General features: G+C 69.7%; 12 protein-coding genes and 1 pseudogene. 9 read left to right on the plus strand and 4 right to left on the minus strand.

All coding sequences use genetic code 11. The features are described 5' to 3' along the window. Positions 1–27 precede the first annotated feature (27 nt). Complete coding sequence (locus OG202_RS40060; protein WP_327726970.1) at positions 28–816, minus strand: enoyl-CoA hydratase/isomerase family protein; 789 nt, start codon at positions 814–816, stop codon at positions 28–30. A gap of 592 nt (positions 817–1,408) precedes the next feature. Between OG202_RS40060 and OG202_RS40065 the strand changes: the two genes are divergently transcribed. After that, entirely contained in the window at positions 1,409–2,017 is a 609-nt protein-coding gene (locus OG202_RS40065) for a CGNR zinc finger domain-containing protein (RefSeq protein ID WP_328224350.1), read from the plus strand. A 315-nt stretch (positions 2,018–2,332) separates the two neighbouring features. Here the strand turns inward: OG202_RS40065 and OG202_RS40070 are convergent, their stop codons facing one another. Next, positions 2,333–2,743: a hypothetical protein gene (locus OG202_RS40070; protein WP_328224351.1), complete on the minus strand. Its 411-nt coding sequence runs from the start codon at positions 2,741–2,743 to the stop codon at positions 2,333–2,335. A 62-nt stretch (positions 2,744–2,805) separates the two neighbouring features. Between OG202_RS40070 and OG202_RS40075 the strand changes: the two genes are divergently transcribed. Next, positions 2,806–2,970 (plus strand): hypothetical protein, encoded by a 165-nt coding sequence (locus OG202_RS40075; RefSeq protein ID WP_327726967.1) that lies wholly within the window; start codon positions 2,806–2,808, stop codon positions 2,968–2,970. Between the two features lie 732 nt (positions 2,971–3,702). Continuing rightward, positions 3,703–4,653, plus strand: a complete 951-nt coding sequence (locus OG202_RS40080) for an alpha/beta fold hydrolase (protein WP_328224352.1) — start codon at positions 3,703–3,705, stop codon at positions 4,651–4,653. Positions 4,654–4,946: 293 nt separating this feature from the next. On the opposite strand, the gene OG202_RS40085 is transcribed toward OG202_RS40080, so the two are convergent. Next, the gene (locus tag OG202_RS40085; protein ID WP_327726965.1) at positions 4,947–5,564 is read right to left on the minus strand and encodes a TetR/AcrR family transcriptional regulator; all 618 of its coding nucleotides are present in this window, start codon (positions 5,562–5,564) and stop codon (positions 4,947–4,949) included. 159 nt (positions 5,565–5,723) lie between these two features. Here OG202_RS40085 and OG202_RS40090 point away from each other — a divergent pair, with 159 nt between their 5' ends. The 5 genes and pseudogenes from OG202_RS40090 (at position 5,724) to OG202_RS40110 (ending at position 10,791) form a co-directional block, all read left to right on the plus strand. Then, complete coding sequence (locus tag OG202_RS40090) at positions 5,724–7,145, plus strand: aldehyde dehydrogenase family protein (protein WP_327726964.1); 1,422 nt, start codon at positions 5,724–5,726, stop codon at positions 7,143–7,145. A 198-nt stretch (positions 7,146–7,343) separates the two neighbouring features. Then, complete coding sequence (locus tag OG202_RS40095; protein WP_328224353.1) at positions 7,344–8,153, plus strand: SDR family NAD(P)-dependent oxidoreductase; 810 nt, start codon at positions 7,344–7,346, stop codon at positions 8,151–8,153. A 127-nt stretch (positions 8,154–8,280) separates the two neighbouring features. Then, positions 8,281–8,562, plus strand: a pseudogene (locus tag OG202_RS40100) (alcohol dehydrogenase catalytic domain-containing protein); the annotation flags it as partial. Positions 8,563–9,025: 463 nt separating this feature from the next. Beyond that, positions 9,026–9,379 carry a hypothetical protein gene (locus OG202_RS40105; protein ID WP_328224778.1) on the plus strand — a complete coding sequence of 118 codons (354 nt, stop codon included), beginning with the start codon at positions 9,026–9,028 and terminating at the stop codon, positions 9,377–9,379. A 140-nt stretch (positions 9,380–9,519) separates the two neighbouring features. After that, positions 9,520–10,791: an aldehyde dehydrogenase family protein gene (locus tag OG202_RS40110; RefSeq protein WP_328224354.1), complete on the plus strand. Its 1,272-nt coding sequence runs from the start codon at positions 9,520–9,522 to the stop codon at positions 10,789–10,791. 168 nt (positions 10,792–10,959) lie between these two features. Here OG202_RS40110 and OG202_RS40115 read toward each other — a convergent pair whose 3' ends face one another. Next, positions 10,960–11,784, minus strand: a complete 825-nt coding sequence (locus OG202_RS40115; protein ID WP_327312460.1) for a helix-turn-helix domain-containing protein — start codon at positions 11,782–11,784, stop codon at positions 10,960–10,962. Between the two features lie 303 nt (positions 11,785–12,087). On the opposite strand from OG202_RS40115, the gene OG202_RS40120 reads away from it, so the two are divergent. Further along, the gene (locus OG202_RS40120; protein ID WP_327726961.1) at positions 12,088–12,870 is read left to right on the plus strand and encodes an MBL fold metallo-hydrolase; all 783 of its coding nucleotides are present in this window, start codon (positions 12,088–12,090) and stop codon (positions 12,868–12,870) included. Positions 12,871–12,872: the final 2 nt, after the last annotated feature.

Raw genomic sequence — 12,872 nt, forward strand, 5'->3', positions numbered from 1 at the left:
GCTGGCGGCGAGTGGGGGAGCGGGGGATCAGCGGCCCTTGAAGGGCAGGACGGGCCGGGGGCGGCCCTCCTTGAGGGCCTTGGCGGCGGAGACCAGGCCGTCCTTGACGTCCTCGGTCTCGAAGAGAGGGACGGCCAGGTCGAACAGCTGCCGGTCGGCGGCAGGGATGCCGCCTGTGGCCCAGGCGCGCAACAGGGCCTTGTGCACGACGTGCGCCCGGGTGGGGCCTTCGGCGATCTTTTGGGCGAAGGCCTCGGCTTCGGTGCGCAGTTCGTCGTCGGGGACGACACGGTTGATGACCCCGGCCTCGGCCATGACCGTGGCGGGTACCTGCTCGGAGGTCAGTGCCCATTCGAAGGCGCGGGCCCGGCCGGCCCGTTCGGCCACGCGGTGGATCCCGCCGAGGAGGGTGACGATGCCGAGCGACTGCTCGGGATGGCCGAAGCGGGCGCTCTCGGCGGCGAGGATGATGTCGGCCCGCAGCGCGAGCTCGAAGCCGCCGCCGTAGCACAGCCCCTGCACCGCGGCCACGACCGGTATCGGGAGCTGCTCGAACCGGTTGATCACGGACAGAGCGTGGTCGAAGTCGGCCCGCAGGCTTGTGCGGTCGGTGTCGACCCAGGGCCGGAAGTCGCCACCGTAGCTGAAGTCGGGTCCCTCGGCCCGCAGTACGACGGCGCGGGCCTGGCTGCGCGTGAGGGCGTCGACGATCTCGCTGAGCTCCTGGGTGAACTCGGGCGCGAAGCGGTTCTGCGGAGGATTGTCGAGGACGATCGTGGCGACATCGCCATCGATGGAGTGGGTGAGAACAGGCATGACATTTCCTTGGCTCTGGACAGTACGGGCGGGCTCGCGGCCCATCAAGTGAGGCGGTCGCGAAACCGGTTGGGGCGGATTGCGCGACGGTGGGGAAGTGCGTGCTGTGCGGGGCGAACTGGCCTCCGCCGCCGATGAGTGTCAGCCGGCCGGGTTTCAGGACCTGTCCGCGGCGCGCCGGCGCGGGCCCGTCAGCGATACCAGGTCAAGAACGCGTCGAGGTGTGCGGCGATCGCGCCGAGCCGCTCCAAGCGCGTGGCTGCTCTGTCGACGACGGCAGTGCGGGCGGTATGGGGGCGTGATGGCACGACGGGGCCGACACGTTCCACGGTGACGCGGGGGTCATCGGCGGCGCGACAGCGGTGCCGCCACGGTTCTCCCGCTCCGGAGCGCCATGAGGTTCCTGGGCGCTGTGGAGGCTGACGAGCTCATGAGCGACACCCTTCGTGTGGCTGCGTTGCCGATCCAGCTGAAAGGACTGTACGCCGGTAGCTCATTTCATTTCAAGGTGGCAGGGGGTGTCGTACTCTGAGGCAGTGGCCACATGGCCACGGTCATGTCGGCCATGACGACGAGTGAAGGGGGCAGGGCCATGGCGTGGTCCGCATCCACGCGGTACGAAGTCGAGCCCGCTCCCCTCGGGCTGGCGCTGGTGCACGACCTGCTCAACACCATCTCCGCCGGCCGCCCCCGGGCAGCAGATCTTCTGGACGACCTCGCCGACGCGCAGGCATGGGCCGACCAGGCGCTGGAGTGCTGGGCCCAGGAGACGGCGCAGGCCGCCGCGCAGGTGCGGCTCACCGAGAACGATCTCGAAGAACTCCGCGGCCTGCGTGCCGAGTTGAGGCGGCTTCTCGCCGCACCGGACGGCGACGGCCCACGCGGCGACGACACTGACGTGGCGCCCGCCGTTCACGTCGCGGCGGCGGCCTTGCGGATGGACCGCAGCGGGCGGGTCGTCCTGGAGCCGCGCGGACAAGGCTGGCGATATGTGGCCGCCCTGGTGCTCCTCGAGATGTTCCAGGCCCAGCAGGCGGACACCTGGCGCCGGCTCAAGATCTGCCGCAACGCCCGTTGCACGACGGCCTTCTTCGACCGCTCCCGCAACAACAGCGGCGTGTGGCACTCCACCAAGACCTGCGGCAACCCGGAAAACCTGCGAGCCCACCGGGCGCGTCAGCGCGTGCGGACCGCCGGGTAGGAGGCCAGGGTTTGTGATCCGCCCGTTGTCCCTCTCGCGGTTCGGCTGAGGCGATCCCGCCAGAGCGTCAAGAAATCCTCAGTCCTCATGCATCACCGTGACCCGCGCGAGGATCAGGGTGGTGGACCGCTCGCGGTGGCGGGCCGCAGGCCATCCGCGGTGGGGCGTCCGTCGAAGAGAAACGCGGCTGCCGCGCCCGGGCGCGGCAGAACCCACCGAAGGCTCGTCTGCGGGCGGCCGGCGGCAGCCTCGCAGGCTTCGTACGCGCGACAGGGGCGCCCGACGCCAGGCACCCCTGTCCGTCAGCGCGCGGGATCAGGGCGAGACACCGTCCCTTTCCAGCAGGTCCTCCAGGTGGGAGGCGAGAAGGGAGACCGCGGCGCGGTTGTCCTGGTCGGTCATCTGCTGGAGATCGCTGAGCACCGACCCCAGGCGCGAGCCGAGCAGCCATTCGAACAGGGCGGGTGAGCCGGACCACCGGTGCAGCCGCTCCATGCGTGTGCCGAAGAAGGACAGCAGGTCGCGCGAGGAGCTGATATTGAGCACCGGCGGGGCCAGGCTGTTGCGGGAGTCCTCGTCGAGGTCGAGGCACTCGAGCTGCCCGGCGATGGCGGCACTGGGTGCGAGCAGGCACGGCACCAAAGCCTGGAGTGTGATCGCGCTGTCCTCGAAGACGGGTTTCGGCGGTTTCTGCGTGAGACCGTCCGCCGAGCAGTCGATGTACACCGTCCCCGGTGGCGATTGAACACTGCCCTCGTCGAGCCGGACGCCGGCCGAGTCGATGCGGCGTGCCGCCCGGCGAGAGCGTCGGCTGCGCGGGAGCACTCGCCGCCGCCGGCGTGACCTGCTTCGCGTATGCCCGTCTGGAGTGGGTCGCCTGCGATGGCAAGCGCTCCGTGGCGGAGCTCCTCGACCTCGCCATGGACGCCGTTTCTCCGCTGTCCGGGCCGTAGCACCTCCGGCGGCCACCCGGCCTGGCTCACCGCAACCGCGCGGCTCGCGGCACGGCTAGGTCGAACAGGTGCTGGTCGGCGGTTGCGATGCCGCCGGCGGCCCGGGCGCAGCAACGCGTTGTGCACGGCGTGCGCCCGGCGTGGCCTACAGCGATCTTCCGGGCTGAGGGCTCGGCTTGGGTCTGCGTGGCCCCGTCCGGGGCCACGCGGTCGACTCGATGGTCTCCGCCTCGGCCATGACGAAGGCGGTGACCTGTTCCCGACTGCCCGGTCCGGACGTGCAGGCCCGCGACGGGCGGTCCAGGTGATGGCTGGCGGTGCTACGCGTGCGTCGGTCAGGCCGAGACGTCACGTCCGTGCGGCCGGTCGGTGCGTACGGCGGCATCGAGGACGTCGGTGGGGACGGCGTCGAGGAGCAGTTCGGCGCTGCGGAACATCGTGAAGGCGCCGACCTCGTCGCCGGTGCCCCACGAGATGTGGATGCCACCGTCGCGACAAGGTCCCGTTCCTGTCCAGTCCGGCGGGAGTCTTCCGACGGCCGGATACCCGCTGACATGACTGTGATCTATTTGCTCATCTCAAGAGCTACTTGAGCAACATAATCAAAAGGCTTACGCTCATTGCATCCAGTGCAGATCCTCGAGCTCGGGGCAGCCGCTCTTTCGGCTGGAGCAGAACACGCAACCCACTACTCGGTCCGGGCCTGCGGGACCGCGCCGCCGCCAGGGCGGCTTGGAGGTCGAACGCATGACACAGGTGACCCAGCGACCGCCGTTTGTCGAGGGCTCCTCGACCGGCACGTCCCACGCGGCCGATCGTGTCCGTCATCGGACGGTTCAGGCCGGCAGGCTGGAGGTTCCGATCCTCGAGGCCGGCAGCGGGCCACTCGTTCTGTGCCTTCACGGGTTTCCCGACCACGCCGCCAGCTGGGCAGGACTTCTCGACCGCCTTGCACAGGAAGGGTATTGGGCGGTAGCACCCGCACAGCGTGGATACTGGCCCGGTGGCGCGGCACCCGACGGCTCCTATCGCGCGTCCGCGACCGGCCAGGACGTCCTCACCCTGATCGAAGCGCTCGGGCGTGAGCAGGCGGACCTCATCGGTCACGACCTCGGCGCCCGGGCGGCGTACGCGGCAGCCGGCCTCGACGCGACGCGTGTCCGCAAGCTTGTCGGCATGTCGGTTCCCTACAGCCCTCAACTGCGCACCGCATGGGTCACCGACGGCGACCAGCAGCGACGCAGCTGGTACATGTTCTTCTTCCAGACGGCCATGGCGGAGGCGGCCGTCGAGTTCGACGACTTCGCCTTCATCGACCGGCTCTGGTGGGAATGGTCGCCCGGCTACGAGCTGCCGGACGCGGAGCGGGTCGCGCTCAAGGGGACCCTCCGTGCGCCAGGAGTCCTGGCCGAGACCCTGGGCTATTACCGCCAGTTGTTCACGCCTCCCGCCGACGAGGGGACCCAGGCTGCGGAAGCCCGGGCGAGCGGTGCCATCACCGTCCCGTCCCTCTACCTCCACGGGGCCGACGACAACTGCATGTCCGTGGAGTTGAGCGACGGCATGGAGGCCGTGTTCACGAGCGGCTTCGAACGCGTCGTGGTGCCCAGCGCAGGGCACTTCCTGCACCTCGAGCAGCCCAAGGCCGTCGCCGACCACATCCTGGGCTTTCTGAACAGCTGACTGCCGCCCCCGGCCGGTCGGAGGGCACTGTCTTCGTCCTCTTCCTCGTGCCCGTGCTGCTCTGCGAGGCCATATGAAGGGGGAGCTTTGAGCGCAGCCGTCAGTCGTGGGCAGCGACAAGGTCCTTTGCTCCGCCCGACGCCCGACGCTCCGAGGTGCGCGGCGCAGTCGGACACCAATCTCGGTGGCCCCGGGCCGTCTTCCGGGGGACGGTCCGCCGCCGGCGGCGTCGCTGCGCGAAAGGCGGCCCGGTGAACGTGCCCTTCTCGGGCGCGTTCGGGGGCCGCCTTCGCTCAGGCGTGCCCTTTGTGCCCGACGGCGCGCAGGAGAAAGGGCAGGAGGCGGTCGGCGGTCTCCGCCGCGGTCGCCGCGTCCACCTGGTCCGGCGGCAGAGGGGTGAGGAAGAACCTGCTGACCATGGGACCGAGGACCAGGTCGCCGAGCAGGTCGGCATGCTCCACCGGCGGGATCTCGCCCCGCTCCGCCGCACGCTTCGTGATCTCCTCCATGCGTCGGCGCATGGGCAGCACGAACGTGTTCGTGAGGGCCTCGGCCAGCGGGGTGTTGTGCCGGGCCTCCCCGATCAATGTCTGCAACACCCCTCCTTCCTTCCCGGTCAGGGAAGCCGCCTTGTCCCGGAGCAGGGCGCGGAGGTCGCCTTCGAGTGTGCCGGTGTCGGTGTGTGTCGTGAGTTCCTGGGCGTAGGCGGCGGCAGCGTCGACGACCATGACCTCTTTGGACGGCCAGCGGCGGTAGAGAGTGGCGGTGGACACTCCGGCGCGGGACGCGACGGCGGCAGTGGTGAGCGTGCGGTAGCCGCTCTCGGTCAGGACGGCCATGGTCGCCTCCAGCAGCGCACGGTCGCGGGAGGCATCGCGGGGGCGTCCCCGGCGTGCCTGAGCCTCGGTCATCGGACGGCTCCCGAAGAAATCCGGCGGGGCGTATGGGCGGCGGAGCGCGCTGGTCGGGCGGGCTGCCATACGGAACGTTGAGTAAGGGTGCGGTAGGTCACACGACAAGTATACAAGCATACGAAACGAAATGCTTTCGTTTCGTATATGCTCCTCGGTATGAACACCAACGCACCCACCGGCGGTCAGCCGGACATCGCCGTTAAGGCGGCCTCTGCGGCGGGGACCGTCGCGCGACTGCGGGCCACGTTCAACACCGGCCGCACCAAGCCCGTCGCCTGGCGGAGGCAGCAGCTGCAGGCGTTGAGGCGTCTGCTGACGGAGCATGAGGACGTGTTCGTCCAGGCGCTGCAGACCGACCTCGGCAAGAGTGCGACCGAGTCGCGCATGACGGAGATCGGCTTCCTGGTCAGGGAGATCGACCACACCCTGAGTCATCTCGACCGGTGGCTGCGTCCGAAGAGAGCCTCCGTGCCCCTGTCGCTCATGCCGTCCCGGGCCTGGACCGTGCGTGAGCCGCTGGGTGTCGTGCTGGTCATCGCGCCCTGGAACTACCCGCTCAATCTGGCGCTCGCGCCGGTCATCGGTGCCCTGGCCGCCGGCAACGCCGTCGTCCTCAAGCCCAGCGAGGTGGCCCCCTCGACCTCGGCCGTGCTCGCCCACTGGCTGCCCCGGGTCCTGGACCCGCAGGCCGTGGCTGTCGTCGAGGGCGGCGTGCCGGAGACGACCGCCCTGCTGGAACAGCGCTTCGACCACATCTTCTACACCGGCAACGGCGCGGTCGGGCGCATCGTGATGACCGCCGCGGCCCGTCATCTCACCCCGGTCACCCTGGAGCTGGGCGGCAAGAGCCCCGCCGTCGTCGAACCCGGCACCGACCTCGCGACGGCCGCCCGCCGCATCGCCCTGGGCAAGTTCATGAACGCGGGCCAGACCTGCGTCGCACCCGACTACGTGCTGGCGATAGGTGAGGCGGGCGCCGAGATAGAGGCCCACCTGACGCAGGCGGTCCGCGAGATGTACGGCACCGATCCGGCTCGCAGCAACGACTACGGCCGTATCGTCAACGAGCGCCACTTCGACCGGCTGACCGGCCTGCTGAACGACGGCCGGACCGTCGTCGGTGGCGACCACGACCGCGACGCCCGCTACATCGCCCCGACCGTGCTGGCCGACGTCGACCCCGACTCCCCGGTGATGCGCGACGAGATCTTCGGCCCCATCCTGCCCGTCGTGCGCGTCCCCGACCTGGACGCTGCCATCGCCTTCATCACCGGAAGGGACAAGCCGCTGGCCCTGTACGCCTTCACCGCGTCCAAGCGCTCCAAGCGGCGCCTGACCGCGGAGACGTCCTCCGGTGGCCTGGCCTTCGGCCTCTCGCTCCTCCAGCTCGGCGCGCTCGACCTGCCCTTCGGTGGCGTCGGTGAGAGCGGCATGGGCCGCTACCACGGCTCGTACTCGCTGGACACCTTCAGTCACCTCAAGTCCGTCCTCGACAAGCCGCTCAAGCCGGACACGCTGGGCGTGGCCACCCCGCCCTACACCCGCGGCAAGGACCGCATCCTGCGACGCATCACGTGAGCCGGATCGGCCACGAGCAAGAGGGTGCGGCGCGTGATCACCCCCCCCGCAACCAGGAACGACCAGCCTGAACGTCACGACCATCGCCGAGGCGGGCCTCCGGGCCCGTCCTGGCACCGGATGACGGTCGCCGACCGTCGCAAGGATGAAAGGAGCAGGGGAAGAGGCACCCGCGAGGGCGCCGCCTCCCCGACCGCCATGAACAAGATCGACTACCGCACCCAGACCACCTTGATCACCGGGGCGAGCGCCGGACTCGGCGCGGAGTTCGCCCGCCTGCTCGCCGAGCGCGGCTCGGACCTCGTGCTGGTCGCCCGCCGCGCGGACCGGCTGGAGGCCCTGGCCGACGAGCTGTCCGCGAAGTACCAGGTCACCGTCACGGCGGTGCCCTTCGACCTCACCGTGCCAGCCGCCGGCGAAGCACTGGCCAAGGAGGTGGGCCGGCGCGGGATCACCGTCACCAGCCTCGTCAACAACGCCGGGTTCGGCACCCACGCCCCCTTCCGCCAGGAGGACGCGGAACGCGTCCAGCAGGAGATCGGCCTGAACGTGGCCAGCCTGGTCGACGTCACCAAGGCGTTCATCGACCAGCTGACCGGATTCCTGGTCAACGTCGCCAGCTCCCTCGGGTACCAGCCGTGGCCGAACGCCGCCGTCTACGGGGCGACCAAGGCCTTCGTGCTGAGCTTCACCGAAGCGCTGTGGCAGGAATCGCGAGGGACCGGCCTGCGCGTGCTCGCCCTCTCTCCGGGCCCGACCCGCACCGAGTTCTTCGACACGCTCGGCTCCGACGACATGGCCCGCGGCGTCCGGATGCAGACCCCGCACCAGGTGGTCACCACCGCACTGCGCACGCTGGACCGGCGCAACCCGCCCCCCAGCGTCGTCTCCGGCACCTTCAACTGGGTGACCACCCTGACCTCGCGCTTCACCACCCGCCGAGCCAACGTTCTGGCCTTCGGTGCGCTGACCAAGTGGCAGATGCGCTCGAGTGGGCCCAGCCACTGACACGCCTGAGCTTCGCGACGGCACCGGCCCGTGCGAACACGGTGCCCACCCAACCCCCCTGCCCATGGCTCGCCGTGCCCGTCACCGAGCCGATCTGTAGGGGAATCATGCACAGAAAGAGACCGCCATGAAGGTGAAGGCTGCCATCGCGACCGCCAAGGAACAGCCGCTCGTCATCCAGAACGTCGAGATCGACGAGCCCCGCCCTGACGAGGTGCAGGTTCGCCTGGTCGCCACCGGTGTCTGTCACACCGACGCGATCGTGCGCGACCAGTGGTACCCCACGCCGCTTCCGGCGGTACTCGGCCACGAGGGCGCGGGCATCGTGGAGAAGGTCGGCTCCGCGGTCACCGGCATCACGCCCGGCGACCGCGTCGTGCTCAGCTTCGCCAGCTGCGGTGCCTGCGCCGGCTGCAACGCCGGCCACCCCGCCTACTGCACCGACTTCGCCATGCGCAACTTCGGTGGCGCTCGCCCGGACCGCAGTACGGCCTTCCGTGCCGAGGACGGCTCCGCCGTCTCCTCCCACTTCTTCGGACAGTCCTCCTTCGCCGGCGTGACGAACGTCGCCGCGCGGAGCGTGGTGAAGGTGTCCGAGACCACCCCGCTCGACATCCTCGGCCCGCTCGGCTGTGGCGTCCTGACCGGCGCGGGCGCCGTGCTCAACGTGCTCAAGCCGACGCCCGGCTCGAGCTTCGTGCTCTTCGGTACGGGCGCGGTCGGCCTCTCCGGCCTGCTCGCGGCAGTGGCCGCAGGCGCCACGACCGTGATCGCCGTCGACATCGTCGACAGCCGCCTCGAGTTCACCAAGAGCGTCGGCCACGCACACGATCAACAGCAGGAACGAGGACCCGGTCGCCCGCATCAAGGAAATCACCGGAGGCGGCGCGGACTACGCACTGGACGCGACGGGCAACAAGGTCGTCTACCGCCAGATGATCGACTCGATGGGCCTGCTCGGCCACGCCGCGATCGTGGGCTTGGCAAAGCCCGGTACCGAGCCGCCCGTCGACATCGGCAGCTCGATGCTCACCGGTGCCAGCGTGACCTTCGTCCTTGAGGATGACGCCGTGCCTCAGGTGCTGATTCCGCAGCTGATTGCTCTCTACGAGGCCGGCAGGTTCCCGTTCGACAGACTCATCAAGCACTACGACTTCGAGGACATCAACCAGGCCTTCGAGGACAGCGAGGGCGGGGTCACGCTCAAGCCGGTGGTCACCTTTTGAGCACCCGGCACGGGAGAGATCGGCGACCCTTTCCCTTGCCCAGCGGAAACCGGGCGGTTTACAGTGACACCGCCTCAGGATTGTTGAACGATCCTCCTGTCGCCTGACGCGTAGTGCGCCTGGACCACGAAGGGACCGATGTGAGCAGGAACGAGATGAGCGTGCCCCGCTCCGTCCAGGAGGCGGTGCACGCCTGCGCGGTCCGGGCGACGCAGGGCTCGGCGGCCTTGGCCAGGGCGTCGGACGAGGAGATCGACGCCGCCCTGCGGGCCATGGCGGAGCGACTGCACCCGTCGCGCGACCTGCTGACAGCGGCGAATCAGGCCGACCTGCGAGCGGCCGCATCGAGCGGGATGTCGGCGGCACTGCAGGATCGCCTGCGGCTGACCGGCCCGCGGCTCGAGGACATGGCCGCGGCGTTGCGCACGCTGGCGGACGTGCCGCACGAGGCGCGGGACAGGGTTCTCGAGGAGCGTCCCGACGGGCTGGTCCTGCTGGAGCGCCGCCGCCCGGTGGGGGTTATCGGCGCGAACTTCGAGGCGCGACCGAATGTGACGCTCGACGTCGCCTCCCAGTTCCTCAAGTCCCGCAACGGCGGCGTACTGCGCACCGGTTCAGCGGCCCTGCGCTCCTCCCGGGCCCTGGTCACTCACGTGATCACGCCCGCTCTCACCGACGCGGGACTGAACCCGGACGCCATCCAGCTGGTGCCGAGCGAGGACCGAGCAGCGGCATACGCGTTGGTGTCGCTGCCTGACACCATCCCCTTGGTCATCCTGCGCGGCAGCGGCGACAGCACCCGGGAGCTCGGCCGAGAGGCCGCCCGCCACGGTGTGCGCACGCTGGCCCACGCGGACGGCGGCGCAGTGCTCTACGTGGCCCCAGACGCCGACGAGAAGCTGGTGCACGAGCTGGTCACCAGCAGCCTGGACCGGCTGGGCGTCTGCAACCGGCTCAATCTGCTCCTCATCGACCGGGCCGTCCATGACAAGCTGCTGCCGGGCATTCTCAAGACCCTCGAAGACCTGGGCATCGCCGCATCGCTGCCGCCGCACGCCCACCCGCGCGGCTACGAGTGGTCACTGGACTCCGAGCATGCGGCAACGGTGACGATCGACGAGGCGGACGGCCCGGTCCAAGCCGCACGGATCGCCAACGAGGAGACCTCCGGACTGGCGGCCGCCATCGCCACCCACGACCCGGACACCGCAGCCCGGTTCATGGACGCCTACGGTGGCTCAGGCGTCTTCTGGAACTCCACCACACGCCTCCTCGACGGCTTCAAGCTTCTGCGCCTGCCGGAAACCGGCATCAACATCGACCGCGTCCCCGGCCCCCGCGGCCCCGTCACCTACCGCGACCTGTACCTGCGCCAGTACATGGTTCGACCCGCGGCGTCCCCGCACAGGTGAGCGGATGCCGCATCGAGACGCGGTCACCCTTCATCGCCCGGATTTCGGAGGCTGAGCCAGTCAGGCTTTTGGCCCACGGGAATGGAATTTGTTGCTCGTGACTCCAACGGGCTGGCGCCCGAAGGAGCCCGCGCCGAACTCGTTCACGCAGTCAGCTGGCGTGGGCGGCTACGCAGGCGGCGACGCACGTTGGGAGGCGCGGAAGGCCAGGGGGGTCTGGCCGGTGTGGCGTTGGAAGAACTTGCCGAAGTGGGTGGCGCTGGTGAAGCCGAGGTGGGCTGCGATGGTGGAGGCGGGTTCGGTGCCGTGGGCGAGGAGCCGCTTGGCTTCCAGGGTGAGGCGCTGGTCGAGGTAGTCCTTGGCGCTGAGGCCCGCCGCGGTCTGGGTGGCGCGGGTGAGCGTGCGGGTGGAGTAGCCGAGTTCGCGGGCGTAGTCGTCGATGCGATGAGTGCGGGAGAGACCTCGTTCGACAGCGTCGCGAAAGCGCAGGAAGGGCTCGGGGGCGGATTCCTCAGCCTGGCCGTGCTGCTGCAGGTGGGCCAGGCGCAGGAGTACGACGTCGAGCAGGCGGTGCAGCAGGGCGGTGTGCACCGGCAGCGGATGGCGGTCCCACTGGGAGAACTCCGCGGCCAGTTGCTCGGCCGCAGTCGCCAGTACGGGGGCCTCCGAAGGATCGGGGCTGTACAAGGGCATCGGGGCGGTGCCGGTGCCGAGCCCGGCCAGTTCCGCGGTTTCGGGGGCGACGAAGTCCTCCTGGAAGAAGATCAGGACGGCCTCGGCCTGGTCGGGGTTCTGCCACTGGTGTACCTGGCCGGGCCGGATCCACAGCCAGGAACCGGGCGGCAGTACGTACCCGGTGAAGTCGACGCGGTGGCGCAGGGTGCCGGCGGTGACCAGCATCAGGGCGTGGAAGTCCTGCCGGTGCGGGGTGGCGATGTGCCAGGGCCAGTCACGGGTGCGGTCGCGGAAGTCGGCCAGGGTCATGACCTCCATGCCCGCAGGGGTTCCGGCCGGAGGTTGGAAAACCACCTTCGGCAGGCCCGTCTCCCGCCGACCATGCTTCTGCCGCGCTTGTCGCCTGTGGACCATCACGAGACCGCAGCGTACCTCGCTGGACCTTCGGTTCCGGCCCAGTATGGAGTTGTTCCAGGGGCGCGGGCCCGTGGAGTGGAAAGCCAGCGGAAAGCCGACTGTGTCCGTTGCGGCCGATAGCCGGTCGCGAGCCGGCCGTCAGCGATCCGCCCCTCCCCGCGTCCCCTCATCACCGCTCATCCACCTTCCGACAGGAGCACAGTCATGCACGGCACCCTCACGGTCATCGACAAGGGCCAGGTCCGCATCCACAGCTACGTCTCGCCCGAGGACGGCCTGGGCGTCACCACCCAGCTGATCGAGACGCCGTCGCGGATCATCGCCGTCGACGCGCAGTTCGTCCTGGCCTACGCCGACGAGGTCGTCGCCTACGCCAAGAGCCTTGGCAAGCCCCTTGACCGCCTCGTCATCAGCCACGCGCATCCGGACCACTACCAGGGCGCAGCCCGCTTCGGCGTCCCGGTGCACGCCCTGCCGGAGACCACCGCGGAGATCGTCGCCATGGGCGCCAAGACGGATCTGCCCACCGGCACCGCGATCCCGCTCGCCGACATGACTCCGACCGTGGAGATCACCCCGGGCACCGAGGTCATCGACGGCATCCCGTTCGTGTTCGAGAAGGTCACCGGCGGCGAGATCCACACCACCCTCGTGATCAAGCTGCCCGAGCAGGGTGTCCTGGTCGCTCAGGACGTCGTCTACAACCACACCCACCTGTGGTTCCTGGACAAGGACTTCGACGGCTGGCAGGCCAACATCGACCGCTTCGCGGCCGAGACCGAGTACGACACCATCCTGCCCGGCCACGGCGAGCCGACCACCCCAGCCGTCTGGGCCGAGCTCACCGACTACGTCAACGCCGGCCGGGAGCTACTCGGTGACGACGGCGACGCCTACAAGAAGGCCATCACCGAGCGCTACCCCGCCTACCAGGGCGCAGCCCTCATCGACGTCGCCAACGCCTACATGTTCGGCCCCAGGAATTGAGT

The sequence above is a fragment of the Streptomyces sp. NBC_00310 genome (genome assembly GCF_036208085.1).
Classification (GTDB): domain Bacteria; phylum Actinomycetota; class Actinomycetes; order Streptomycetales; family Streptomycetaceae; genus Streptomyces.